Here is a 25,303-nt window from a genome sequence, read left to right as displayed (position 1 = left end):
AAATCCGTAATAACAGCAAATGAAATAAAATTCAGTTATAGGCATTCAAGAGTTGCATGAACTTGAATACAGTGGAATAAAAACATAGAGATGTGGTGAAAATTGAAGATTTTCCTGAGAAATAAATTTCATTAAGAAATGCGAAATACTTTAAAAATAGATTTTAAAACATCGAAACCTGTTGTCGCAAACCCAGAAGGAAGAAGTTTGAGTTAAGTATTCTTGAGATTCATAGGTAATTCATCTGCACATGTAGTGGAATCTTTTGGCAACTGTACTACCCTCTTCCTGACTTCACTGCCCCGGCAAACCGCGACATACGCAGGTTGACCGAAAAAAGGAAATACCGGGCCAGTCGCGTGGTGCGACTGTCCGTGATCGTGGTTTCGTTCACGCTTCTTGTAATGCCGATGTTTTTATTGAAAAGATCAAAGCCCTGCAAGCGAAGCGTTAGTTTTTTCCCCTTTAGCATCCGGTATTCGGTATACAGATTCAAGATAGCCGGATTGCTGTTTACACTGCTGCTGAATCCATAATTCACCAGCTGCGAAAAATCGTAGCCGACAGCAAGATCACCAAAATAATTTTTTCCGCTGACGCCCAGGTTGAGCGATTGTGCACGGGTGTCATTGGTAAAGGCGGCATAACGGGTTGTTGTCTGGTAAGTGGTATAATCAGCCCGCAGGGTGACATCGACCTTGTTTTCCAGGTCAACACGGAAGTTGACGCCGGACCGTACACTCCAGTTTCGGCCTTTGTTTTTCAGCCCGTCGGTGTAGGAGATATTGTTGTCGTAACTGGCAGCCATGTTGATGCCGGCCGTGTATTTACGGTTGGCAAAAGGTTGGGTAAAAGAAGCATTGCCGTTATAGCCGAAAAAACCATCCGTGTTCAGGAAAGTGGTCGTTCGTCCCGTACCGGTACTGTTGTTGATCCGGTTACTGACAATCTTGTCGCTGGTTTTATCATACGAGAAATTCAGAAAGAGGCTGCTGCCCACCTTTGGGTCAAACTTGTGGTATTGCAGTGAAACGCGGTTGGTTAATTCGTTCGTCAGGTTCGGGTTACCGAGCACAATATTATTGAGACTGGAACTGTCGGCAACGGGTTGCAGCTGCACAAAATTGGGTTCCCGTGCCCAGCCGTCCATGGTTGCCGTAAACGTGTTGTTGCGGGCAAAATTGTAAACAAAGCGTGCTTCCGGAATCCAGTTGCTGTTGCGGTAGGCCGTCGATTGATTTTTTCCCACGGTGTTGCCGGTCAGGCGGTTTGGCTGCGATTGGATCCCGATGCTGTAATTGTATTTTTCATTCCGTCCTTTGAGGCTGATCCCGCGCCGGTTGGTGGTAAACTGGTAGCGGTAATGATTGCTCTGCCGGTCATTGAAAACACCGGTTTTGCTCACGGAATCCAGCAGGTCGCTGACTTCTTTAATGCTCTCGGTTGCCGATTTGTTCCATTCGTAATTCAGTTCGAGAACGGTTGTCCCGGATGCATTCAGGGGCTCCGTGTACGAAAAGCGCAAATTGGTGCGCCGGTTCGTGGTAGCGGTATTGATTTGTTGGATTTGCAGCGTGTCGCGGATAGACAAAGGCGTGGAAGCCGAGTCAATGTTGTGGTACGAACTGTTGGAAAAACGGCCGGCATCGTTGCCTGAATAATCCAGTGCCAGGTTCGCACTGAAATTGCGGCCACGCCTGCCAAACTTGTGGTTATAGAGCAAATTGCCACCGGCATTGGGCGAGTTGCTGTTGACCGTACTGTGGTTCTCGTTCAGCGTATAGTACTGGTGGCGGTTGATCCCGGAATGACTCCGGCTTTCATTATCCGAACGGCTCTGCGAGAGATAAGGTGAAATTTTAAAATAGTTGAACGAGTCCGGGGAATATTCCATGTTCCAGGTCAACCGGTGATTTTGACTGCTGTTTTGGCTGACACTTTCCCGCTGGGTGGTGCGAATATTCAGGGGGTTGATGTCCTGCGAAAAAACGGATGAAACGATCGAGGTCTGGCGAGCAGAAAAACTATAACTGCCATAGACCGACAGTTTCTTTCCCCACTTATCCCTGAAATTGAGTCCAACGGAACGGGACAGGGTAATGCCGGAGCCGCCGCCCCCTGCCCTGTTTTCGCTGCCGAAATTGGCGCCGCGGGCACCACCGCCACGGCCACCGCCATTGAAGTTGAACAGGTTGGCATTCGTGTTATTGACGGCACCCAGCAGCGATATTTGCTGCTCTTCGTCAAAGCGGTTAACAAAGATGTTTCCCGCATAGCGACCTTTGTCGCCAGCGGCAATCGTGCTGTTTCCAAAGGCACCCTTGTTGCGGTTTTGCTTGGTGATAATATTGATGACTTTCTCCGGCTCGCCGCTTTTTATTCCCGTGATATTTGCCTGGTCGCCGTAATCGTCAATGACCTGGATGCTTTGAATCAGTTCGGCCGGGATGTTCTGCGTAGCGGTTTGCACGTCGCCGCCAAAAAAATCCTTGCCGTTGATGCGAACCCGGGCCACTTTCTTGCCGGCCGATTCAATGTTGCCGTCCTTGTCTACCGTCACTCCCGGCAGTTTCTTAATGACATCTTCCACAGGAGCGCCGTCTCTCACTTTGTAGGCATCCGCATTGAACTGCACCGTGTCTTCTTTTAAGGTAACCGGCCGCACGGAACGGATCACGATATTGTCCATCGATTGCGAGAAAGGCAAAAGAACAATCGGGGCGAGCTGGAAAAATGAACCGCTGTTGCTCCTGTACGATTGCTGAACGGTTTGCAAACCGGTATACGTCGCGACAATCGTAAACGAATCGGTCTTTTGCCCCGTGAAAGAAAACTCGCCTTTTTGCGATGTCAGGGAAAACGCGCTGTCATGCCCCTGCAGCAGCTTTATCGAAACGCCGCTTAGGGGCTGGCCACTGGTATCAACAACACTCCCTTTGATGTTCCATCTTTCCTGGCCCCGTGCGGTGAAGCCAAGAAGAAAAAACAGCAAAGGGAGCAATTGTCTCATTTCACCGGAAATATAGACGACCCGGCTAAAACCACTGTCCTGCCTACGCGAAATTTTAATGATAAATAACATTGCGCAGCCAACAACAGGTTTTGCCTGTGGCTGTTTCGCGGTTAGCCGCACGTCCTATTGCGCTTTTTTACCGGCTGCAGGCGTTTGCGCCGATGAGGGTAGCCCTGGTGATTTTTCGGTTGAAAACGAATAGGGATAAGCTGTGGCGGATGTGCCACGGCTTTTGTTTGGCTGCGCACCCATCGTAAAATTGAGTGTGCCGCCTTTTTGCAGGTCAAAATGATCCAGCCAGTTCCTGTCCTGCGCTTTGCCGTTCAAATTGACCGCCTGCACGTACTTATTCGTCTCGCTGTTGCCTGCCGCGTTGATCACCAGCTTTTTCCCGTTGTCGAGCGACACGGTGATCTTCTGGAACAGCGGCGTGCCTAACACGTATTGCGTTGTGGCGGGACAAACCGGGTAAAAGCCCATGGCCGAGAACACGTACCAGGCCGATGTTTGCCCGTTGTCTTCGTCACCGCAGTAGCCATCGACGGTTGGCTTGTAAAGGCGGCTCATGGCCTCCCGGATCCAGTACTGTGTTTTCCAGGGCTGGCCGGCATAGTTGTACAGGTAGATCATGTGCTGGATGGGCTGGTTGCCGTGGGCATATTGGCCCATGTTCATGATCTGCATTTCGCGGATCTCGTGGATCACACCACGGTAATAGCTTTCGTCGTAAACCGGCGGCATGGAGAAAACGGAGTCCAGCATCCGTACAAACATATCGCCTCCACCCATCAGCTTTTTCAATCCCTCGATGTCGTGAAAAACGCTCCAGCTATAATGCCAGCTGTTGCCTTCGGTAAAGGCATCGCCCCATTTGAAGGGATTGAAGGGCGACTGGAACTGGCCGTCCTTGTTCCTGCCCCGCATCAGCTTAGTCTGTGCATCAAAAAGGTTGCGATAGTTCTGCGACCGCTTTTCGTACAGCTCGATTTCCGCTTTGGGTTTTCCCAGCGCTTTTCCCAGTTGGGAAATGGTAAAATCATCGTAGGCATATTCCAGCGTGCGGGCCGCATTTTCATTGATGTTCACATCATAGGGCACATAGCCCAGCTCATTGTAATACGCCACGCCTTTACGGCCCACGGCGGTCAGGGGGCCTTCGTTGTTGGCACCGTGTTTCAGTGCTTCGTAAAGCGTATTGATGTCGTAGCCCCGCAGGCCCTTGATGTAGGCATCGGCCACCACAGAAGCCGAGTTGTTTCCCACCATCACGTTGCGAAAACCGGGGCTTGACCATTCAGGCAGAAAACCGCCTTCCTTGTAGTCGTTCACCAGCCCTTCCTGCATTTCGCGGTTGATGGAGGGATACAGAAAGTTGAGGAAGGGATAAAGGGCCCGGAAGGTGTCCCAAAAGCCGGTGCCAGCAAAGAGGTAGCCGGGCAGCACCTGCCCGTTGTAGGGGCTGTAATGAACGGCTTTGCCCTGCCCGTCGATTTCATAATGCTTTTGCGGGAACTGAAGGGTGCGGTAGAGGCAGGAATAAAACGTCCGCACCTGGTCAACCGTGCCGCCTTCCACCAGGAGCTTGCTGAGTTGCTTGTTCCAGGCTGCTTTTGCCTTGGCGCAGGTTGCGTCAAAACCGTCTTTTCCGATCTCGCTAGCCAGGTTGCGTTCGGCCTGTTCGTAACTGATGAACGAGGAGGCTACCCGCAGGGCGATCTTTTCTCCTTTGCTTGTTTTAAACCCGATGACAGCGCCGGCGTGGTCGGCGGTTGTTTCCAACACGCCTTTCGTCAGGGTGCTGTCGTGCCAGCCACTGGCGATGGCAAAGGGCTTGTCAATAGAAATAACAAAATAGTTTTTGAAATTCTGGGGCACACCGCCGCTGTTGCGGGTGGTATAGCCGATGATCTTTTTTTCCTGCGGAAGGATCTTGACATACGAGCCTTTGTCAAAGGCATCGATCACCAGGAACGAACTGTCGGACTTGGGAAAGGTAAACCGGAATTGGGCGGCCCGTTCCGTGGGAGTGATCTCGGTGGTTACGTCATGGTCGGCCAGGTAAACGCTGTAGTAGTAAGGCTTGGCCACTTCCGCCTTGTGCGAAAACCAACTGGCCCTTTCGGCTTCGCGAAAGCGCAGTTTGCCCGTTACCGGCATAATGGAAAACTGCCCGTAGTCGTTCATCCACGGGGAGGGCTGGTGCGTTTGCTTGAATCCCCTGATCTTGTCCGATCCGTACGTATAGGCCCAGCCGTTGCCCATCTGGCCGGTTTGCGGCGTCCAGAAGTTCATGCCCCAGGGCACACAAATCGCAGGATAGGTATTCCCGTTTGACAAACTGGGTTTCGAATCAGTTCCCATCAGGGGGTTGATCCACTCCACCGGGTCAACAACTTTTTGAACCATCTGCGCAGGCGCAGTTCCAAATCCGGCAGCGGCAATGGCTGCGAGAAAGATCTTTTTCATATTTTTTTTCACGGACGTAAATTTCGTTGTTTCGCCAATCGCTTCCGCGAAACTTTATCAACACACGGTTTCAATCACCGGTCCCCTATTCGATAAAAGCAGAAGAGTTGAATTGACCCTGTTCTGCATGCAATGCAAAACCCGGGTACAAATTCAACTCTTCCAATGGGGCGAGGCAAAATGAGCAGCTGCTTAAACAACAGGCAAACGCCAGACTATAATTTTTTCAACCCCTTGGTTTGCGCTTTGTCGGCCTCCACGATGCTGATGGCATATCCCCCACCGGGTGCGGAAAGCTGCGCCAGTTTTGATTTGTTATTCACAATTACTTTGCGGATAGTGTAAGCTTGCGGGTTGGTCTTGTAATGCGCATTTTTGGCGTCGGCATAGATGGTGGCCACGTAGGTTTTACCGGGCTCCAGAAAATCAAAACCGATGTTCGATATCCTGGGCGTTTCGCCGTTGACGTTACCCACAAACCACTTGCCCGTGCCTTTTGCCTTGCGGGCCACCGTAATGTAGTCGCCGGGTTCGGCTTCCAGGTATTTGCTGTCGTCCCAGTCTACCGCTACGTCCTTGATGAATTGAAAGGCATCCAAAAAGCGGTTATAGTTCTCCGGCAGGTCGGCCGCCATCTGCAAGGGGCTGTACATCGTTACATACAGCGCCAGTTGATTGGCCAGCGTGCTGTTGACATGCGACTTATTACCGGGGTTGATCTTGCTGATGTCCATTTCAAAAATTCCGGGTGTGTAGTCCATGGGCCCGCCGATCAGCCGTGTAAAGGGCAGCACGGTCACGTGGTTGGATTTGGAACCGCCAAAAGCCTGGTATTCGGTTCCGCGGGCCGCTTCGTTGCCGATCAGGTTGGGCCAGGTGCGGCCAATGCCGGTAGGCCGGGCCGCTTCGTGTGCATTGACCATGATATGGTACTTTGCCGCTTTTTCGATGGCGTATTGATAATGGTTGACCGTCCACTGGCTGTAGTGATTTTCACCCCTTGGCAAGATTGGTCCTACATAGCCGCTCTTCACCGCATCGTAGCCATTTGCCTTCATGAATTTGTAGGCCGTGTCGATCCACCGTTCGTAGTTGCGGGTAGAAGCCGAAGTCTCGTGGTGCATGATCAGCTTTACGCCCTTGGATGCGGCATACGCATGCAGCTCTTTCACGTTGAAATCCGGGTACGGCGTTACAAAATCAAACACGTAATCCTTGGAGTTGCCAAACCAGTCTTCCCAGCCAATATTCCATCCTTCCACCAGCACGGAATCAAACCCGTGAAGGGCGGCAAAGTCAATGTATTTTTTGACGTTGGCGTTGTTGGCACCATGACGGCCGTTCGGTTTTGCCTTCGCATAATCCGTGATCCCCAACTGCACGGTTGGATATTCGTCGGTGTAAGCCCAGGTCGATTTACCGGTGATCATCTCCCACCATACGCCGATGTACTTGGTCGGTTTGATCCAGGACACATCACTGATCTTCGACGGTTCGTTCAGGTTGTAGGTCATTTTGGAGGCAAGGATATCACGGGCATCGTCGCTGATGATCACCGTTCGCCAGGGTGTCGTGCAGGGTGCCTGCATGTATCCCTTGTCGCCGATGGCGTCGGGTGTCAGCCACGATTCAAACACCATGTTTTTGTCATCCAGGTTCAGGTGCATCACCGGGTAATTGATCACTGCGGCTTCGTGCAGGTTGATGTAAAGCCCGTCGTTGCTTTTCAGCATCAGCGAGGTTTGCACACCGGTGGGAGAAAACGATGTTTGCGACAGGTTGGCCGTGATCGATTTCGCCATCAGCGGCCTGATCTCCGACAGCTTTGATTTGGTGTAATCGTATTCCTGCGTGTCGTAGTCACCTGGGATCCAAAACGCGGTGATGTCGCCCGGCATGGCAAACTGCGTCCGTTCTTCCTTGATGACGAAATAGGCCAGGTTCTTCTGCGAAGGAAACTCGTAGCGAAAACCCAGTCCGTCATCGAAAAGGCGGAAGCGTATCAGGATTTGCCTAGCAGATTCTTTCTGGTTCAACGTTACCGCCAGTTCGTTGTACTTGTTGCGGATCTTGTTGACCTCACCCCACACCGGCGTCCAGGTTTCATCAAACGATGTTGTTTTAGTATCCACTACCGTGAAATCATTGAGCAGCGAATTCTTGTCGTTCTTCAAATAAAAACCCAGCTTGCTGGGCCTGATAACGTCTTTGCCTTTGAAAGAAAGCTGGTACACCGGTGTTCCGTCCGCTTCGAGTGAAAACCGCAAACGCACCTTGTCACCAGGCGAATGCACCTCCTGCGAAACAGCAATGTCAACGATCGCCACCAGGAGCATAGACAACAAAAATATTTTCTTCATAGTCGTTCTTCTTGGTTGCAAATCTTTGGAAAAAAACACGAGAAGAATGAAATTAAAATCCGCTGTTGTCAAACAGCTCCAATAAAACCGGATCACCGCATTTTCAATTGCAGGAGATCTTACACGCACATCAGTAGCCCACACCGCGAGGTCTGTTTACTTCCGGCACGCAATATTTCCACTACCAGAAACATGCATTGTTATTTTTCTCCATAAGTTCTACTTTTAAAAAACGGATTGATCTCAAAACACAACGCATTTTTTATGAGAACCTATTTCCTGCTTTCAACGCTTTTACTTTCCCTTGTTGCCGGCGCACAGCGTTCGGCCGATGCTCCGGTCACGGGCCTTGCCTTTCTTTCTTCGGTTGGTTTGGGTGTGATCGACAACGAATTCAAACCCCGCATTTCAAACAGCATCCAAACTTCGCCGGGCCTGGAATACAGGTTCTCCCGGCAGTCCAGCCTCACGGCAGCGGTCAATTTCGACAGCTACGGCTATGAAATTACCGGCTCTTCGTACGCTCTCAACACCAGCCTGAAGGCAACCGGATTTGTCTTTGCATACCGTCACCGGTTTGGTAAGGCCAACTGGCTTCCGTACCTGAAAGCCGGCGGCGGCGCCGTTCGTTTATCGGTGCCAAACGTGGCTGCTTCACCGGGCTTTACCCGGGTTGAGAACAACGTGGAAGTAACAGGTGTGGTATCGGCGGAAGCCGGCATCCAGTGGAATGCCTATCGCCGGTATGCGCTCTTCGTCGGCGCCGAACGGGAGTGGATGGGCAAATCGGATTTGCTGAACAATTCGCTCCGGGCAAATTTTTACAAGATCGGCCTGATCTCGGCTTTTTAAGAACACGGCCTCCCGCCGCTGTTTACCTTCTGCTTACATCGCGGATTTCTTTTCCGGCGCATGACAGTAGGAAAGAAACTGCTGTGCGATCTTCTGCATCTCCCCGAACGTGGCCGGCTTTTCAAACACATCCACGTTCATGTCGTGCAACTGCTTTGCCTGCGGCGAATTGGCGCCGGTGGTAAACATCACCACGGGCAGGCGGCGATACGTCTCCGAATCCATGAGCTGGGCCAGAAGTTCAATACCGTTTTGCACGGGAAGATTAATATCGAGGATGACAAGGCAAACTTCCTGCGCATGAACGGCGAGGTATTCCATCAGGGCCACACCGGTGCTGACAGAATGCAGGCGATACTCCGGGAAGGCTTCAAAGGTTTCCTGGAGAAAATGCAGGTCGTCCGCATCATCGTCTACATAAAGAATGGTTTTAGCGTTTGCCATAACATTTGAATACAAGAGTAAGGAGCAACAAATTTATTTCCGGCAACAATACAACGAGCAGGGAAACGAATCCAATTCTTCGTCACCGCTTGGTTGACGGCTTTCCGGAAGTCCCCAACTACCTTTGCCGGCAAAACCTTTCAGCATGGAAATCGGCATTGGCATGTTTGGCGATTTGCACGGCCACAGCAACGGCAAGTGGCAACCGGCACAGCAACGCTTGCAGGAACTCATCGAAGAGATCAAACTGATGGATGAAGTGGGTCTTGATTTTTTTGGCATCGGTGAGCATCACCGTCCCGATTATGCCGTGTCCACGCCGGAAATTGTTCTTGCCGGTGCTGCAACGGTTACAAAGAACATCAGGCTAGGGAGCGCCGTTTCGGTCTTGAGTTCCTCCGATCCTGTGCGCCTGTACCAAAGTTTTTCCACCCTTGACCTGCTTGGCGGTGGCCGTGCCGAACTAATGGTGGGCCGTGGCAGTTTTACCGAATCGTTTCCCTTGTTCGGGTACAACCTGGCCGACTACGACGAGTTGTTTGAAGAAAAGCTGGAGCTGCTGCTGAAGATCAACAACGATGAACGTATAACCTGGAAAGGCCGGTTCAGGCCCGAATTGGTAAACCAGGAAGTTTTACCCCGTGCAGTCAACAATCACCTCGACATCTGGGTTGCGGTTGGCGGCACACCCGAATCCGTGCTCCGTGCCGGGCGGTTGGGTTTGCCGGTGATCTTCGCCATCATTGGCGGAAACCCTGCACACTTCAAATCCCTGTTCGATTATTACCGCAAAGTGTATGCGCATTTTGGTCACACGGCACCCGTGCAGGCAGGTGTGCACATGCACGCTTTTTTTGGAGACGACAGCAAACAAACGGCAGAGGAATACTATCCCGTTTATGCGGCCCAGATGAACCGCATTGGCCGCCAGCGGGGATGGCCGCCCTACCAGAAGCAGCAGTTCGATCTTGGCCGCGGGCCGCAGGGCCACCTGTTGATCGGTGACGCCAGCGAAGCGATCGATAAAATACTCCGCCTCCAGGAACTGTTTGGCCTTACCCGGTTTTCGGCGCATATGGATGTGGGTGGCCCTTCGCACCTGTCGCTGATGAAATCCATCGAAATCTTTGGAACCAAAATCGCCCCGAAAGTGAGAGAAGCGTTGGGCAGGTAAAACTGGTTAGGATATTGGGATATTAAATAGTGGGATATTTTATACCACGCACGTCCCACTATCACAGTATCTCCATATCATGGATACAGGCCACCGAAACCGATAGAATATGATTCATTGTGTACTTGTCAACTCGCATACAAGAAACGAACAGCGTCGGGCAAAAGCCCGGTTCTACTTCAGGTACTTCGCAAAAAAAGCCAGTGTGCGGCTCCAGGCTAGTTTGGCCGCTGCTTCGTTGTAGCGTGCCGCCGATGTATCGTTGTGAAATGCGTGCTGGGCGCCTTCGTATAGATACAACTCGTAGGTTACGCCTGCTTTTTTCAGCGCTTCTTCATAAGCGGGGATGCCGGCATTGACCCGTTCGTCGAGACCGGCATAATGCAGTTGTACGGCCGCTTTAATTTTGGGCACGTCTTCCGCAGCCGGCTGCCGTCCATAAAAAGCAACGACGGCCTTTAGTTCGGGGACATTCACGGCAAGACTGTTGGCCATGCCGCCGCCCCAGCAAAAGCCAACGCAGCCTACATGCCCGTTGTAGTCTTTGCGGCCGGCTAGGTAAGGAAAAACATTTTTAAAGTTTTGCAGGCTGTCCTCCGCTTTTAGTTCGCTGAACCACTGGCGGGCCTCGTCCTCATTGGCCGGCGTTTTTCCCAAAGCCGAAAGGGCATTGGGTGCGATGGCCAGGTAGCCTGCGCTGGCCGCCCTGCGGGCCACGTCTTCGATGTGCGGTGTCAGTCCGCGGTTTTCGTGGATCACCACCACCGCCGGGTAGTTTTTTTCTTCTTTCGGCCGGGTCACATAAGCCGTGACATTTCCGGGCACACCGGGATAGTTGATGTATTCGGTAAACAATTCGTCACCGGTAGTAACGGCAGCTTTTGCATAATTGCTTTCGAGCAGCGGAAGCAGCGACATCGCAGCAGCCGTTCCGCCGGCCAGCACCGCAAGACGTTTCAGAAAATCCTGCCGGCTTAGGGGCTGATGGGTGTATTCGTCGTAAAGGTTGATGATCTGCTGGTCCATGATGGGTCGTTTTCCTGAAGATACGGCAATGTTGCCGCCCGGGAAGCGGGTCGATAAGTACAGAAATGGAAGTCCCCTGTTTTATCGATTGCGGTTCCGCTCTTTTATAAATCCATGAACGGTAAGAGCAACTATTTGCCGCCCTTTAGTTTCGCGGCAAATTTCATTGTATGAAACAAGTGACAGGATTTTTTGCAGCGCTGCTGGCAGGATTCAGCAGCATGGCGCAGGTCGACACCATCAACACGCAAACCCACCAGCTCAATACCGCCGCCCTGAAAGAGAGCAGGGCGTCCTACGTCGTTTACTTTGCCGACAGCACCGGCAAACGCACCGCGCCGATCGACATCTGGGATCGCAGCCTGCAGGTTACGACCAACGGTCATGGCCAGCGGATCTACCGGTTCGACTGGAGCGTTTACCGCAAAGACACCCTGGCCGCAACGGTGAGTGCCACGGGTTTGCTGCCCTCGTTCCAGCCACTGACCCACGATGCCGACTACACCGGTCGCGGCAAGCTTTCGTTTGCATTTGCCAACGAGGTTGTCACGGTACCGCAGGACAAACAACGCACAGCGAGGGACAGTGCCTTTCATGTAGTACTGGAGCAGCCGGCATTCGAATTTCCCATGGACCTGGAGCTGTTTGCACTTCTTCCTTTCAAGAAAACAGGACAACGGTTTGCCATGGCCTTTTACGAGCCGGGAAGTCCCAAATCGAACTACTACCCGCTGACGGTCACCGGGAAAGAGTATCTGCCGCTGCCGGGAGGACAAAAGACCGCCTGCTGGCTGCTGCGCATTGACTATGCTCCCGGCAGTTACGCCACGTTCTGGATCGCCGACAAAACAAGGGAGGTACTGAAGATGAAAGAATTTTTCCGTGGCCGTTACCGTTACAAAGTGCGCCTGTTCTGATACCGATGACTCTTTTCCCCAAAAGGCACCGGCCCTGCAGTTTTTTTTAGATTTCCGTAACGGGCGGGCAACAAAAGCACAAACCCAAATCCTTTATTTTTAGCGCATGATCAACAGGCGTCCGGCGGTAACGAGTATGCGGATGACAGCAGACGATGTGTGGGCTGTCATCCTTGTGCTCCCCGTACTCAGTTTGGCGTTTGGACTGGTGTGTTTTGGCACCGTCCTTTTTCAAAGTCCCGTTCATTTTGTAAAAGGCTATGTTCCCACGTTTTTGCTGGTGACCATTTTTCACGTGGCACTGGTGCAGATCAGTTATGCGATGCGCCGCCGCTTTCCCTCGCACCAGGACACGTCCAGGCGCCTTCTTTCCGCCCTGGCTTTTTACCTCCTGACTTCTTTTCTTGCCATTCACCTCAGCCTGTGGATCTATGGCCGCGTTGGCCTGCTGGGTCTCGAAAAAACACCGCAACTTACCCAACGCTGCCTGCTGGTAGCACTGGTAGGCAACCTGGTAAACGGAATCATGTACGACCTGTTTTACACGTTTGCCAAAATGAAAGAAGCACTGGTTGCGAAGGAAGGTTTGCAGAAAGAGCACCTGCGGCAGCAGTTTGATGCGTTAAAAACCCAGGTCAACCCGCACTTCCTGTTCAACAACCTGAATACACTTTCCGAGTTGATCGAAGAAGACCCCGATGCGGCCGACCGGTTCCTGAACGAGATGAGCAAAGTGTACCGTTACATGCTGCGCAGCCGCACCCACGCCTGGGTTCCGCTGCAGCAGGAGCTTCGTTGTATTGCCTCCTATTTTTACCTGCTCACTGTACGGCATGGCAACAAGATTTCGTTTGAAAACGGCACGGACCCGCAACAGGCGGATTGGCAAATTCCTTCACTTAGCCTGGCACTGATGATAGAAGAAGCCGTTCGCACCAGCCGGTTCTCGCGGGAAGAACCGCTGGTCATCCGCCTGTCATCACGGGGAGAGCACCTGGTATTGCACTATCGCCATCAGCCCAAACAACGGTTGCTGGATACCGGTAGCCTGGACTGGGCTATGCTGTCGGACCGTTTTGCAGAACATGGCCTCACCGGCTTTGCCCGCACCGAAACCAAGGGTACCGTCACCGTTACACTTCCCCTTTTGTCAACTTCCGAAACCGTTGCCTCATGAAGCAGTTGACCGCACAAAGCCGCTTTGCGCTTCTGACCTTTCTTTGGGTGCCTGTCCTGGCGCTGCTCCTGAATCATGTTTTTTTTGGTGAAGCTTACGTTTCCATTCTGCCTCTTTTAGGTGGCGCCACCGCCATTACCCTTCCAACCGTCCTGTTGCTCTCGCAGGTACAGGTACAGCTTTCATTACGGCTGCGGGCACAGTATCCGCGGTTCGAACAGCGGCGGCTTCGTTTTGCCCGATGGCTCCTTGTTTCGTTACCGCTAACGCTGGCGGCTATGGCCTCGCTTTGGATCGCATTTACCCGTATTCCGTTCTTTGCCGGCAATGTGCAAGGCGGCAGCCTGCCCTGGGCCTTGCTGCTGGGCGCCGTGGCCACGATCATCGCCATCATTGTCAATGAAGGACAGTTTACCTACCACCAATGGAAGGAAGCCATTACCGAAGCCGAGCGGCTGCAAAGGATCAACTGGGAAAGCCGCTATGAGGGTTTGAAGCAACAGGTGAACCCGCATTTTCTTTTCAACAGCATCAACACGCTATCGAGCCTGATCACGGAAGACAAGGCAGAGGCGGGACGCTATGTAAAAGAAATGAGCCGCGTGTACCGGTATCTTCTGCGCACCAACGACGACGAACTGGTGCCCCTGCAAACCGAACTGCAGTTTATTTCTTCCTATTACCATCTTTTGAAAACGCGGTTTGGCAGCGCCATTCACCTGGCGGTGAATGTGCCACAGCGGTATGCGCAGTCGCTGCTGCCGCCGCTTACCCTGCAGATGCTGGTGGAAAATGCGGTGAAGCACAATAACGTGAGCAAGGACACGCCCCTGTCGATTGGCATTGGCTGTACGCAGGAGGGCTGGCTTTGGGTGAAAAATAACCTGCAGCCCAGGCAGGGATTTGTGGATTCGACCGGCATTGGGTTGAATAATATCCGGGAGAAATACCGCCTGCTTGGATTGCCGGATGTGCAATTACAAAATACGGAGCAGGAATTTACCGTCCTCCTTCCGCTGGTGGAACAACTAGGCAGCTGATACCAACCGCTATCCGGATAAATCCATCTTCTGTTGAAAAAGGCAATTTTCTCCCTGCTGTCATCTATCCTCTAACATCCGTCATCAACGAAACCTTTCCAGGCAAAAAGCAATTGGGTACGAATGCCAGTTTAAAACAGGACTAACTGCCCGTTTGGCTGTTCGCAGGTATCGCCGGCTGGCGTGCCAAAGTTGGACAAAGTGAGTCCCAGCAACCGAACCTTCGCGTTGGCCGGATCGGTTTCCGCCAGCAGGCTTTTGGCTGTGGATGCCAATGCTTCCTGTTCGTCCACCGGTACTGCCAGGGAACGGCTGCGGGTCACGGTTTTAAAATCATGGTAGCGGATCTTTACCGTAACCGTGCGGCCTTTTAGCCCGCGGCGCTTGAGCCGGCCTTCAACGAGTGCGGCCAGCCGGTCGAGCTCTTCGCACATGGCATCCAGCGTAACCAGGTCTTCCGGGAAAGTGTCCTCCGCACCGACGGACTTGGTTTCGCGGTTGGGTTGCACCGGGCGGTTGTCGATGCCCCGCACAATGCTGTAATAAAAATGCCCCGGCTTGCCAAATTGCTGTACCAATGCTGCTTCGGAGAGTTTTTTCAGGTCGGCCCCGGTGTGCAGTCCCATCGCTTTCATTTTGGCCGCTGTGACCTTGCCCACGCCAAAGAATTTCTCTACAGCCAGGCTTTCCATAAAGCGTTCCACTTTCGACGGACCGATAAAACTAAGCCCGTCGGGTTTTTGAAGATCGGAAGCGATCTTGGCGAGAAATTTGTTTACCGACACACCCGCTGAAGCGGTGAGGCCCAGTTCCTCCCTGATCCGTTTTTTGATTAACGTCGCAATGTCGATGGCCGAGCCGATGCCTTCTTTGTCGACTGTTACATCGAGGTAGGCTTCATCGAGAGAGAGTGGTTCGACAAGATCGGTATAGGTGTAAAAGATAGCCCGGATCTGTTGCGAGACTTCTTTGTAAGCCTCAAAGCGGGGCCGGACGAAGATTGCCTGCGGGCAAAGCTGCTGCGCTTTTTTTGAGGGCATGGCCGACCGGATGCCAAACTTCCGCGCCTCGTACGAGGCCGTGGCCACCACGCCTCCCCGGCCTTCGGGTTGCCCGCCAACGACCACCGGCTTGCCCCGCAGTTCGCTATTGTCGCGCTGCTCCACGGATGCGTAGAAGGCATCCATATCCACGTGGATGATCTTGCGGTGGTTGATGGGTGCAGGCTGCGACATGAGGGAAAGTTGCCGGCTAATTTAGGAAAGTTGGCGGAAGACGGCGGACCGCATATGGTTTGAAAACCGGATTTTTGTTATCACTGAATAAAACATCATGAAAAACGTCATCCTTGTTCTGCTAATGACCACTATGGGAAGTTCCGTCTTTGCGCAAAACACGACCGTTGCCGATAGCAGTCGCCGCGCTGCGGAAGATATCGGCACAACGATCTACGGGCTGCCCGTGCACAAATCCTATGTACCGCCGGAAGTTGTTGAGCGGGCAAAGAAAAAGTACGGCCGGTCCCTGTATAGCATTGAGAAATCGACCGCTGAAAACTGCCAGGAGTCTTATCTCGTGGGCCTGATCAAAAACGGCCGGTTAACGATGGAGTGGATGTGTGACGACCCGAAGATGGTGTGGCTGAATCGCCGCGACTCTTTCCTTGCCCTGCAGGCGACCGAGTGAGCGCCTCCGGTTTCACGCAGCGGATACACAAAACGCTGTACCTTCCCATTCCTGTCCAACCGCAGTTGCCCAGCCTATGCTCGACCTAGTCATTGATGCCCGTCCTGCCGCCATTAGCGAATCCATGAAGGTGAAGCGCATTCTTCCCTTTCGCCTGCGACGGATGGTAGGCCCCTTTATTTTCATGGACCATGCCGGCCCGGTGGAATCCGCCCCGGCCAACCGGTCTTCGCTGGATGTACTGCCGCATCCCCACATCGGCCTTTCGACCGTGAGTTATCTGTTTGGCGGACAGGTTACCCACCGCGACAGCCTGGGCGTGGAGCAGATCATTCGTCCCGGGGAAGTAAACTGGATGACGGCCGGCCGTGGAATCTCCCATTCCGAAAGGTTCGAAGACCCTGCCGCACTGGCCGGCGGCCAGCTGGAAATGATTCAAACCTGGGTGGCGCTGCCGGAAAAAGACGAAGAAGACCTTCCTTCCTTTCATAATTACACGCCGGACCAATTGCCTGTTTTTACCGACACCGGTGTCTGGATGCGCCTGATCGCCGGCGATGCCTATGGCCTGCAAAACGGAGTAAAAACCCATTCGCCCCTGTTTTACCTGCACGTGGTTTTGCAGCCGGGAGCCCGGTTTGGCCTGCCCAAAGAACATCCGGAACGCGGCATTTACATTGCCAGGGGCAGCCTGGAAGTTGGCGGGACGACTTATCGCGAAGGACAGATGCTGGTGTTCAGCAAAGGCGTCGATCCCCTGCTCCTGGCGAAAGAAGCCTCCACGCTCCTGTTGCTCGGCGGGGAGCCGCTGGGAGAACGCTTTATCTGGTGGAATTTTGTGTCGTCGCGGCGGGAACGAATCGAGCAGGCCAAGGAAGACTGGAAACAGGGTCGCATCATTTTGCCGCCCAACGATAACAAGGAGTTCATCCCCCTGCCCGAATACAAATCCCGGCCGGCCGGCAGTGCGCCAAAGCCCGAACCGCTCTCCTGAAGCAATCAAGCAAAACCTTACCCAGCATTAACGAAAGGAATTGATTCGGTCAAAGGCCTCTTTGGAAGTCTCTCGCCGGTCTGCAGCATTTTCTTTTCCCTTACTAACCCTGTTCTCAGGAATCCACCTTTTTCAGCGATGCGGAATTGATGCAAAACCGCAGGCCCGAAGGTGCCGGCCCGTCGGGAAAAACATGGCCCAAATGCGCTTTGCACACATTGCACAGCACTTCGATGCGGGTCATGCCCCAGGAGCTGTCTTTTTCATAGCGAATGACGTTTTCTTTGACGGGTTCCGTAAAAGAAGGCCAGCCGGTTCCCGATTCAAATTTCACCCATGAATCGAAAAGTTCCGTGCCGCAGCAGACGCAGGCATAAACACCGGGTGAATGCGCTTCGCAATACTCACCCGTAAACGCCCTTTCGGTGCCGTGCTGCCGCGTGACGCGGTACTGTTCCGCTGTGAGCTGGGCTTTCCATTCCGCATCCGTTTTGCTGACTTCCCTGTCGGGAGCCAAATTGTGTTGGCTGTGACTGAGCACATCATTCCAGTTCATATGGTTTGCTTTGGGTTGACATTTTTTACCGCAGGCTTCCTTTCCTTTTGGCATTGCGATGCCCGTTTGCTGCAGGTGCCGGAAGCCTTACTCTGTTGTTTGCAACAAGCAGACCTTCCCGTCCATCGTTGCGGCAATGACCTGCTTTCCGCTGATCACATTGACGGTATTCACCATGGAGTTGTCGATTTTATAGGCCCATGCTATTTTTTGCGTGGCTGGCGTAATGGCGTAGACGACGCCGTTGCGGGTTCCAAAAAACAGGCGGCCGTCTTTTTCCACCAGCATCGAAGGCGCATGCTCGTAGCCAAAACCGGCGTGCATCTTCCAGGCAAACTGCGGCTCGCGGCTGTTGGTGCGCAGCGCCACAACCGTATCCTGCATGGTTTTCCCGTAAATCCAGTTGCCGTCGGTTGACAGACCGATGCTTTCGCGAACCGTGGCTTCGTTGGTGCGCCAGAGCGTTTGGCCGGAAGCCAGGCCGATGGCCGAAAGATAGCGGTCGGGGGCCACCACGTAAACCACGCTGTCTTTGATCACCGGGATGCAGGCGGCTGGTGAATAATTGATCACCGGTGAGCCGTTGTTCCATTTCCACAGGAGGCGGCCGTCATTTTTGTCCAGTGCATAGAGGTTCTTGTCCCAGGCGCCAAAGATGATGGTGCTTCCGCTGATCACAGGCTTGCTCACCACCGGACCGTTCAGCTCCGCAAACCGCCAGCGTTCGTTGCCGGTGTTCAGGTCAAGAGCACGAAACACGTGATCGCTGCCACCGATATAAACAAAGCTGTTTTCAATCAGCGGTGATCCCAGGACGGCCGCATCGGTTGTGTGTGTCCACAGTACCTTACCATTAATGGAAAAACAGTAAACCTTGCCGTCGGCCGAACCCACAACCAGCCGCGTTTCCTTTTGTTTGACGACAGGAGTAAAAGCCGGTGACGAAAAAACCGGCCCGCCGGTTTGCACCGTCCATTTTCGTTTGCCGCTTTTTTTGTCCAGCGCTTCTATCTGCCCGTTTTGGTTCCCAAAAACAACCAGTCCTTCCACCACGGCAGGTGTCGAGATCACGTTGGCACCCGATTGATAGGTCCAGGCAGGGCTTACCTGCGGATACGTTTGATTGATGGAAAAATCAGGTCGGGGGAAAACTTTTGTCCTGTCGTATTGCTGCAAGGCCAGCGCCACGCCGGTCCATTTTCGTTCCGCCTTGCTTACCGGTTTCCGTTCGGTAAACGTGATTGAATCAGTGCGGACATCAACGAGGTTGTAGCCACCTTCGGATGCCTTGGCCCGCAGGTTCGACCGCCCCATCACAGCCGGGATATCGTCGGCCTTCACGGGACGGTTGGTGTGACCATGACCGCACAGGGCCAGCACCGTATTTTTTGCCCGCAACTGGTCGATGATCTCGTACCAGTTGTCCAGGCCATTGTCGAGGGGATAATGGTTGAGGAAGATCACCGGTTCTTTTTCACCGATCGTTTTCAGTTTGTCCCGCATCCAGTTCACAGCGTTGCGGGGCACGTGTCCGTCGCTCATGCGGACATAAGGCCCGGAGGCGCAGCCGATGAAATGAATGCCGCTGTACGTAAACGAAAATTTATCGTCGCCAAAAACCTGGTTGAAACGCAGTCCACCGCTTTCGCTCCAGCCAGTATCGTGGTTGCCCGGAATAATGTAGTAAGGTACCTGCAGGCTGTCGAGGATTTTCTTGGCCAGTGCCAGTTGTTCATTTTTACCCAGCTCCGTAATGTCGCCGGTCAGCACCACGAAGGCAATGTCGTGCATGGCGTTGATGTCGGCCACGGTACGCCGCAAATCTTCTTCCGCACCACCGTTAGGTGAACCGATATGCGTATCGGAAATAAAGGCAAAGCGAAAGGGTTTTGTTTGCGAAAATGCAGAAAAGCAAAGGGACAGGAAAAAGGCAAACCAGATTGATCTCATAGCCGGCAAATGTACGTTTTGGCTGCAGAACGCGATCGGGCCAGCAGCAACCAGGAGCCATCATTTTCCGTTTTGACAATCTTTTACCGTTATGCTTTGTGTTGACTGCAATCTTCACCGGCCGGATGCCGCTCTCCTTCTTGCCGTTTCGGCAATTCATGTTTGACTTCCGGCAGTTCATTCACCTGCCCTGCAAACAAGCATAGCTCGCGGCTATTTTCGTTCGGTCAACGCGAAACAACTGCAACAGTTTCGTGTAACCGTAAAATACGGACGCCATTCTTTCCGGCCGTTTCGCCGGTCAGGCAGCAGGACGATTGCCGGTTGATTTTAGGCAAACCCATTCCAACATCAAACACTAAGTCATGAACAAGAAACTCAAACCCTTTTTTTACGCAACCCTGTTTGCCGGCATTGCCTTCTTGGCCAGCTGCAAAAAAGAACCGGCAAGTCCGCAACCGCCAACGGAATCCGTCGTCCCGTTGGTAACAACCATCGGTCAACCCGTGGGCTCTGCCAGTACCGCCAGCATCGGTGCTGCCGGTGGTTCCATTACTTCACCCGACGGACGGGTAACCCTGACCATCCCGGCCGGCGCCCTGGGCACGGCCACAACCATTTCCATTCAGCCCATCGAGAACACGGCGCCACTGGGTGTTGGACTCTCCTACGATTTCCTTCCCAACGGGCAGAAATTTGCCAAACCGGTAACCGTCACGCTCCATTATACCGACGACGAACTGGCGGGTACAGCGCCGGAACTGCTGGAGTTTGGTTTCCAAAACGCCAAGAATAACTGGCAGGGAAAAGCCAACCTCCAGGTAAACGCTACGGCACGCACTATAACGGCAACGACTAACCATTTCAGCCGCTGGTCTTTCTATGCAAGCTTTAAACTGCAGCCGGAGCAAAAAACGTTGCCGGTGAATCAAACGGTTAACCTGCAGGCCATGAAGCTGCCGTATACCGAAGACCCCGACCCGAACAACATGGAGGAGCTTTTGCATACACTGGGTGAGCCTAAACCGGTTGCCGACGCCGACGTAAGCAACTGGCTTGTGAATGGCGAGGCCAGTGCGGCGAATAGTGCAAATGGCTGGCTGACCGGAACGGCGGCCAACGAAAAACTCTATCATGCGCCGGCACACCAGCCGGCTGCCAACCCGGTTGCTGTCAGTGCGCAGATCCATACAACGCGGGGCTACTTCACCGTTGTGTCAAACATAACAGTCGTGGAGGACCGCTATTTTGAATTCAGCTGCTACGGGCAAAGTTTCAAAGACCTGGAGGGAAGCATCAACGCTTCCACAACCGCGGGTACACTCTCCATCTTTATGATGGCAAAAAATGCAACAGGCAACAAGATCCCCAGTCTTGTGCTGGCAATGGGCGAAGGTTTCAAAGGCGTAGGGTCGTATTCGTTTGGCGAAAAAAACCAGGTTGCCTGCACTACCACGACTTACCCGTACGAATGGGAAACCATGTATTTTGAAAAAGACAACGCGACGCCCAAATTCGGCAGCGGCTCAGTGACCATTACCTCCTATGGGCGTATCGGGGAACCGATCACCGGTACGATCTCAGGCACGCTGCATTTCCAGCGCACAGTTGATGATGTCACGGAACACCTGACAGCACCAGTCAATGCCAAATTTTCGGCGATCCGGAACGAATAGTGCAGGTTCACCGCAATAGCAGCCTTGTGTCTTTCCTGCACGACAAAGACCCCTTGAAAAAGGGGTTTTTCATTGGATATAGTTCCTCGCAACAAATACTGTAGGCAGGTGATGTGAAAGGTTATGCGGAATCGCATACAGCCTGATTTGCACTGGGCCGATTTGGGACAACTGTAAAGAAGGACTGTCATCTCATAAATTCCGGCAGCAAACACATCCGGTGCGTTCCGCATGGGAAAAGGGCAATTGATTGCTGTTGGCGAACAAAAGATTGGCAAGAGCGATGTTGTTCATATTTACGATACGGCACAATACAAAAGTGAAATAAGCAAGTGATGAAAATGAAGAACATAAAAAAATTGTTAGTTTCGGGAGATCGCTTGATACGACTATTGGCAATCATTTTAAAAAGTCAGTAACAAACCATAAACCACAATAAAAAAATAGCACCTTATGAGAAAAATAATTTCATTCATGCACATATCGCTTGACGGTTTTGTAGCAGGACCAAACGGAGAAATGAACTGGATTAAAGTCAATGAAGAAATTTTCGATCACATCGGTAAGCGGATTAGTGAAACTGATGCTGCATTATATGGACGAGTAACCTATGAGATGATGCAAAATTACTGGCCGAGTGCAGGAGACGAACCAGGAGCATCCAAACATGACATCGAACATTCCACCTGGTATAACAAGGCGCACAAACTTGTTTTATCAAAAACGATGAAAGGTGCAAGTTTGACGAATACAACAATCATCAGTGATAACCTCCCGGACAGGATCAATGAAATAAAACAATCCCGCAATGGCGGGAGTGAAGAGATCTTGCTTTTTGGTAGCCCGACAGCAACACATTCACTTATTCAACTGAACTTAATTGACGGCTATTGGCTATTTGTTAATCCAATTATCCTGGGACAAGGCATTCCTTTGTTTGTCGATGTCAAAAACAAAATAGCACTAAAACTTTTGACTTCCCGGCAATTTTCTTGCGGAGTAATTGAACTGAATTACGCGGTGGACAAACAATAACAACGAAACGCTAACAAACGTACTGGCAAATGCAAGGCAGACGGCAGATCAATCGGCAGTAATCGTTCCTGTACTGCACCAGGCACGAGGGAATTCTGCTCACCATTTCGTTATTGATTGGGCTATAATTTCCTTACCCGTCTGCCGTTCCGGGCTGGGCAAGCAATAATTATCCAGCCTTCGCCAATACTCGAACGCTGTGTGCAAACAACCAGGTAACCATGTGGAAACTATCGGCGCTTATACCCATTTTTCTCACTGGCTGTACAATTCCAGTAACAGACTTGTTTCATATGTCCTGGCTTGAGACAACTGTTTTATGGTAGCGGCATCCCATAAAACCCCTCATCACAATCAAGAGGATATAGAGATGTTACAGAAAGAATTTGCAGGCAAGGCTGCAGAGATTTTAAAGGAAGACGAAAATGTTATCGGTTTAGCCGTTGCGGGTTCCTGGCTGACAAATGAGATGGACGAATTTTCTGATCTTGATTTAATTCTTGTTACCCATGAAAGAATCTCCAGTGATAAAAACAGAATGCTGGACTATGCCAATCGCCTTGGACAGCTTCTGTCTGGTTTTACGGGTGAACACGTCGGTGAACCCAGGGTTTTGATTTGCCTGTACGACAATCCCTTGCTACACGTAGACATCAAGTTCGTAACGCTGCAGGAGTTTCATACAAGAATTGAAACACCGACTCTCCTGCTTGACAAAGATGGACAGTTGCAACACGCATTAAACAACTCAACACCAAAGTTTCCTTATCCCGATTTTCAATGGATCGAAGACCGCTTTTGGACCTGGGTTCATTATGCCTTATTAAAAATCGGGCGGGGAGAATACCTGGAAGCTTACGACTTTTTTGGTTTTCTACGAATGGTTGTATTTGGTCCATTACTGCACATAAAAAACGGCAACTTACCAAGAGCGGTTCGCAAGGTTGAAACACAATTGCCGGCAAAAGACTTTGCGCAATTGAAAGCAACCATTCCAACATATTCTAAAAGCTCGTTGTTAGACAGTTTACAGAATTCCATAACACTCTACCGGCAGTTACGGAATGAATTGTTTACGACCAATGTCACCTTAAATGGTAAAACAGAAAAAAGAGTAATGGCGTATTTCGAAGAAATCAACGCAGGTTAATGCATTGGTTGGGCTGCTATCAAAAGCATTGCTGCAAGTAGCACCGGACGCTAATAAACCGGCGATTTATTGCATGCAGCTGCAGTCCCGGCAGTTTTAAAATGCACGTCTTCATAAAGCCCTGTTCGTTCGTGTGCATACAATAGCGAAAGATTCGCCTGTCTTTACCGGGCTATCGAGCGTTGTCGCATTCAGTTACCAAGATTGTCGCATTTACACTATGCTAACATGGCCTTTGTTGACGAGATTTGTGCAATACAAACCCATTCATTTAAAAATAAAATTTAAGTGGAGGCAACATCGTATGCGAAAAATAATCGTGTTAGAGTTTATCACCCTGGATGGCGTAATGCAGGCGCCCGGCGGGCCCGACGAAGATACATCAGGTGGCTTTGAATTTGGCGGTTGGTCTGCCCCTTATTCTGACGAAGTTTCCGGTAAGATCATGCAAAAGCAGATGGAACCCGCAGATCTGCTTTTGGGCAGAAAAACATTTGAGATCTTTGCCGGCTACTGGCCGGAACATGCAGCCTATTGGCCGGGTATAAATGACGTCACAAAATACGTCCTGTCTACGACGGTGAGAAAGTCAGACTGGACAAACTGCGTTTTTCTTGAAAGCCTCGCCGACATCGAAAAGCTCAAAAATTCTGAAGGTTCGGACATTAAGGTTTGGGGCAGTAGCGAACTTGTTCAGTTGCTCCTAAAAAAAGACCTGGTGGATGAACTCTGGCTTAAAATTTACCCCTTGACCCTTGGTAAGGGAAAAAAAATTTTTGATAACGGAACCATTCCGGCAGCATTAAAAGTAACAGAGAGCACCGTTACTCCGAGTGGCGTTTTGGTTGTGAATTACAAGCGGGCCGAAAAAGTGAAGACCGGTACGATTGGCGCTTAAGGAGAAAGCACCAACCGCTAACAATTTATTTGGCTGTAATGCTGGCATGGGGAGGACAAATCTGCCGTTGTAAAACCTGCAGCGAGTATCCACGAGACGAATTTCTAATGCGCATTTGTTGTTAATTTGATCATCGGTATTTTCACAGGTCCTCAGTTGTCGGCTAACGGTTATAAAATGCCAGCACCATAGCTGGTCTTGAACGTTGCCAGCAGCTTTTCGGAACCGTTCAAAACGAACCAACCACTTATGAGATTTTTAATCCTCCTTCTTTTCCCCGTTCTTAGTTTTAGCCAGTCGAGGCTGGACACTCTTCGTTTCCTGAATGGCAAAGTAAAAATCCTTGCTCCCCAGGAGTTAAAGCCGATGTCTGACCAAATGTGGACTGCTAAATATCAAAAAAGAGCACGCCCTTTGCTCGTTTTGAGTGACGACGATGGCGAAGTGAATCTTCTGGCCGATATGACCCCGCAACCGGCGGCAGAAAGCCAACTGGCCTCTTTCAAAGACTTTCAAATTCAACAACTGAAATCCAGGCGACCTGACCTGGAATTGCTTTCAGACGGGGTAAAAACAATCAATGGCAAAAAAGTAGGCTATTTTACGTTTGTCACCCAGGCCATTGACCAGAAGGTTTTCAACTATTATTTCTTTACAATTGTCGATGGAAAAGTATTGTTCTTCTCCTTTAACTGTATTGAGAAGTTGCAAAAAAAATGGGAACAGACAGCCGACCAAATTGTAGCATCACTTAAAATAACCTAATGCCGTTATGGATACCTGTGCTATCGGCTGACCGCGGAAACCGGCACCTATTGATAAAACAATCTTTACTTGCATGGCAAATAAAAAAGGCTTATCAACGGAACAACGGGAAGAATTATTCCGG

General features: G+C 51.5%; 20 protein-coding genes. 12 read left to right on the top strand and 8 right to left on the bottom strand.

The annotated features are described in order from the left end of the window. Window positions 1-277: 277 nt before the first annotated feature. From D6024_RS19090 to D6024_RS19080, 3 genes are all read right to left on the bottom strand, one after another. Window positions 278-3,010, bottom strand: coding sequence for a TonB-dependent receptor (locus tag D6024_RS19090; RefSeq protein WP_162944880.1), 2,733 nt, complete (start codon window positions 3,008-3,010; stop codon window positions 278-280). A gap of 126 nt (window positions 3,011-3,136) precedes the next feature. After that, a complete protein-coding gene (locus D6024_RS19085; protein WP_121356349.1) occupies window positions 3,137-5,479 on the bottom strand; it encodes a GH92 family glycosyl hydrolase in 2,343 nt (780 codons plus the stop codon). A 215-nt stretch (window positions 5,480-5,694) separates the two neighbouring features. Continuing rightward, window positions 5,695-7,839 carry a glycoside hydrolase family 97 protein gene (locus D6024_RS19080; RefSeq protein ID WP_121356440.1) on the bottom strand — a complete coding sequence of 715 codons (2,145 nt, stop codon included), beginning with the start codon at window positions 7,837-7,839 and terminating at the stop codon, window positions 5,695-5,697. 264 nt (window positions 7,840-8,103) lie between these two features. Between D6024_RS19080 and D6024_RS19075 the strand changes: the two genes are divergently transcribed. After that, on the top strand, window positions 8,104-8,691 hold the full coding sequence (locus D6024_RS19075) for a hypothetical protein (protein ID WP_121356348.1): 588 nt from the start codon (window positions 8,104-8,106) through the stop codon (window positions 8,689-8,691). A 33-nt stretch (window positions 8,692-8,724) separates the two neighbouring features. Here D6024_RS19075 and D6024_RS19070 read toward each other — a convergent pair whose 3' ends face one another. Then, on the bottom strand, window positions 8,725-9,135 hold the full coding sequence (locus D6024_RS19070) for a response regulator (protein ID WP_121356347.1): 411 nt from the start codon (window positions 9,133-9,135) through the stop codon (window positions 8,725-8,727). 145 nt (window positions 9,136-9,280) lie between these two features. On the opposite strand from D6024_RS19070, the gene D6024_RS19065 reads away from it, so the two are divergent. Beyond that, entirely contained in the window at window positions 9,281-10,309 is a 1,029-nt protein-coding gene (locus D6024_RS19065; protein ID WP_121356346.1) for an Atu2307/SP_0267 family LLM class monooxygenase, read from the top strand. A gap of 174 nt (window positions 10,310-10,483) precedes the next feature. Here D6024_RS19065 and D6024_RS19060 read toward each other — a convergent pair whose 3' ends face one another. Further along, window positions 10,484-11,335 (bottom strand): dienelactone hydrolase family protein, encoded by an 852-nt coding sequence (locus D6024_RS19060; protein WP_121356345.1) that lies wholly within the window; start codon window positions 11,333-11,335, stop codon window positions 10,484-10,486. Window positions 11,336-11,505: 170 nt separating this feature from the next. Here D6024_RS19060 and D6024_RS19055 point away from each other — a divergent pair, with 170 nt between their 5' ends. The 3 genes from D6024_RS19055 to D6024_RS19045 all read left to right on the top strand — a co-directional run bounded on the left by D6024_RS19055 (window position 11,506) and on the right by D6024_RS19045 (window position 14,469). Further along, entirely contained in the window at window positions 11,506-12,252 is a 747-nt protein-coding gene (locus D6024_RS19055) for a hypothetical protein (protein ID WP_121356344.1), read from the top strand. Between the two features lie 106 nt (window positions 12,253-12,358). Beyond that, window positions 12,359-13,429 (top strand): sensor histidine kinase, encoded by a 1,071-nt coding sequence (locus D6024_RS19050; RefSeq protein WP_121356343.1) that lies wholly within the window; start codon window positions 12,359-12,361, stop codon window positions 13,427-13,429. After that, a complete protein-coding gene (locus D6024_RS19045; protein WP_121356342.1) occupies window positions 13,426-14,469 on the top strand; it encodes a sensor histidine kinase in 1,044 nt (347 codons plus the stop codon). Before D6024_RS19050 ends, D6024_RS19045 begins: the two co-directional genes overlap by 4 nt. A gap of 131 nt (window positions 14,470-14,600) precedes the next feature. Here D6024_RS19045 and dinB read toward each other — a convergent pair whose 3' ends face one another. Continuing rightward, window positions 14,601-15,704, bottom strand: a complete 1,104-nt coding sequence (gene dinB / locus D6024_RS19040) for a DNA polymerase IV (protein WP_121356341.1) — start codon at window positions 15,702-15,704, stop codon at window positions 14,601-14,603. A 97-nt stretch (window positions 15,705-15,801) separates the two neighbouring features. Here dinB and D6024_RS19035 point away from each other — a divergent pair, with 97 nt between their 5' ends. Both D6024_RS19035 and D6024_RS19030 read left to right on the top strand, forming a co-directional pair. Continuing rightward, a complete protein-coding gene (locus D6024_RS19035) occupies window positions 15,802-16,155 on the top strand; it encodes a hypothetical protein (protein WP_121356340.1) in 354 nt (117 codons plus the stop codon). Between the two features lie 76 nt (window positions 16,156-16,231). Next, window positions 16,232-17,149, top strand: coding sequence for a pirin family protein (locus tag D6024_RS19030; protein WP_121356339.1), 918 nt, complete (start codon window positions 16,232-16,234; stop codon window positions 17,147-17,149). A 115-nt stretch (window positions 17,150-17,264) separates the two neighbouring features. Here D6024_RS19030 and msrB read toward each other — a convergent pair whose 3' ends face one another. Beyond that, entirely contained in the window at window positions 17,265-17,705 is a 441-nt protein-coding gene (gene msrB, locus D6024_RS19025; RefSeq protein ID WP_121356439.1) for a peptide-methionine (R)-S-oxide reductase MsrB, read from the bottom strand. Window positions 17,706-17,792: 87 nt separating this feature from the next. Continuing rightward, window positions 17,793-19,655 carry an outer membrane protein assembly factor BamB family protein gene (locus D6024_RS19020; protein WP_121356338.1) on the bottom strand — a complete coding sequence of 621 codons (1,863 nt, stop codon included), beginning with the start codon at window positions 19,653-19,655 and terminating at the stop codon, window positions 17,793-17,795. A 365-nt stretch (window positions 19,656-20,020) separates the two neighbouring features. Between D6024_RS19020 and D6024_RS19015 the strand changes: the two genes are divergently transcribed. From D6024_RS19015 to D6024_RS18995, 5 genes are all read left to right on the top strand, one after another. Next, a complete protein-coding gene (locus D6024_RS19015; protein WP_121356337.1) occupies window positions 20,021-21,331 on the top strand; it encodes a hypothetical protein in 1,311 nt (436 codons plus the stop codon). Between the two features lie 453 nt (window positions 21,332-21,784). After that, entirely contained in the window at window positions 21,785-22,366 is a 582-nt protein-coding gene (locus D6024_RS19010) for a dihydrofolate reductase family protein (RefSeq protein WP_121356336.1), read from the top strand. A gap of 370 nt (window positions 22,367-22,736) precedes the next feature. Further along, window positions 22,737-23,516, top strand: coding sequence for an aminoglycoside 6-adenylyltransferase (locus D6024_RS19005; protein WP_121356335.1), 780 nt, complete (start codon window positions 22,737-22,739; stop codon window positions 23,514-23,516). 250 nt (window positions 23,517-23,766) lie between these two features. Further along, a complete protein-coding gene (locus D6024_RS19000; protein WP_240410090.1) occupies window positions 23,767-24,414 on the top strand; it encodes a dihydrofolate reductase family protein in 648 nt (215 codons plus the stop codon). A gap of 198 nt (window positions 24,415-24,612) precedes the next feature. Next, complete coding sequence (locus D6024_RS18995; protein ID WP_162944879.1) at window positions 24,613-25,179, top strand: DcrB-related protein; 567 nt, start codon at window positions 24,613-24,615, stop codon at window positions 25,177-25,179. Window positions 25,180-25,303: the final 124 nt, after the last annotated feature.

Source organism: Flavisolibacter nicotianae, assembly GCF_003628535.1.
Classification (GTDB): domain Bacteria; phylum Bacteroidota; class Bacteroidia; order Chitinophagales; family Chitinophagaceae; genus Flavisolibacter; species Flavisolibacter nicotianae.
The sequence above is the reverse complement of the archived record's forward strand: the minus strand, read 5'-3'. Positions and strand labels throughout refer to the sequence as shown.

Coding starts and splice junctions, on each gene's coding strand:
- D6024_RS19055 (WP_121356344.1), top strand. CDS start 11,506: ATGAAACAAGTGACAGGATTTTTTGCAGCGCTGCTGGCAGGATTCAGC.
- D6024_RS19060 (WP_121356345.1), bottom strand. CDS start 11,335: ATGGACCAGCAGATCATCAACCTTTACGACGAATACACCCATCAGCCC.
- D6024_RS19045 (WP_121356342.1), top strand. CDS start 13,426: ATGAAGCAGTTGACCGCACAAAGCCGCTTTGCGCTTCTGACCTTTCTT.
- D6024_RS19035 (WP_121356340.1), top strand. CDS start 15,802: ATGAAAAACGTCATCCTTGTTCTGCTAATGACCACTATGGGAAGTTCC.
- D6024_RS19080 (WP_121356440.1), bottom strand. CDS start 7,839: ATGAAGAAAATATTTTTGTTGTCTATGCTCCTGGTGGCGATCGTTGAC.
- msrB (WP_121356439.1), bottom strand. CDS start 17,705: ATGAACTGGAATGATGTGCTCAGTCACAGCCAACACAATTTGGCTCCC.
- D6024_RS19015 (WP_121356337.1), top strand. CDS start 20,021: ATGAACAAGAAACTCAAACCCTTTTTTTACGCAACCCTGTTTGCCGGC.
- D6024_RS19010 (WP_121356336.1), top strand. CDS start 21,785: ATGAGAAAAATAATTTCATTCATGCACATATCGCTTGACGGTTTTGTA.
- dinB (WP_121356341.1), bottom strand. CDS start 15,704: ATGTCGCAGCCTGCACCCATCAACCACCGCAAGATCATCCACGTGGAT.
- D6024_RS19030 (WP_121356339.1), top strand. CDS start 16,232: ATGCTCGACCTAGTCATTGATGCCCGTCCTGCCGCCATTAGCGAATCC.
- D6024_RS19070 (WP_121356347.1), bottom strand. CDS start 9,135: ATGGCAAACGCTAAAACCATTCTTTATGTAGACGATGATGCGGACGAC.
- D6024_RS19005 (WP_121356335.1), top strand. CDS start 22,737: ATGTTACAGAAAGAATTTGCAGGCAAGGCTGCAGAGATTTTAAAGGAA.
- D6024_RS19050 (WP_121356343.1), top strand. CDS start 12,359: ATGATCAACAGGCGTCCGGCGGTAACGAGTATGCGGATGACAGCAGAC.
- D6024_RS19090 (WP_162944880.1), bottom strand. CDS start 3,010: ATGAGACAATTGCTCCCTTTGCTGTTTTTTCTTCTTGGCTTCACCGCA.
- D6024_RS19085 (WP_121356349.1), bottom strand. CDS start 5,479: ATGAAAAAGATCTTTCTCGCAGCCATTGCCGCTGCCGGATTTGGAACT.
- D6024_RS19020 (WP_121356338.1), bottom strand. CDS start 19,655: ATGAGATCAATCTGGTTTGCCTTTTTCCTGTCCCTTTGCTTTTCTGCA.
- D6024_RS19065 (WP_121356346.1), top strand. CDS start 9,281: ATGGAAATCGGCATTGGCATGTTTGGCGATTTGCACGGCCACAGCAAC.
- D6024_RS19075 (WP_121356348.1), top strand. CDS start 8,104: ATGAGAACCTATTTCCTGCTTTCAACGCTTTTACTTTCCCTTGTTGCC.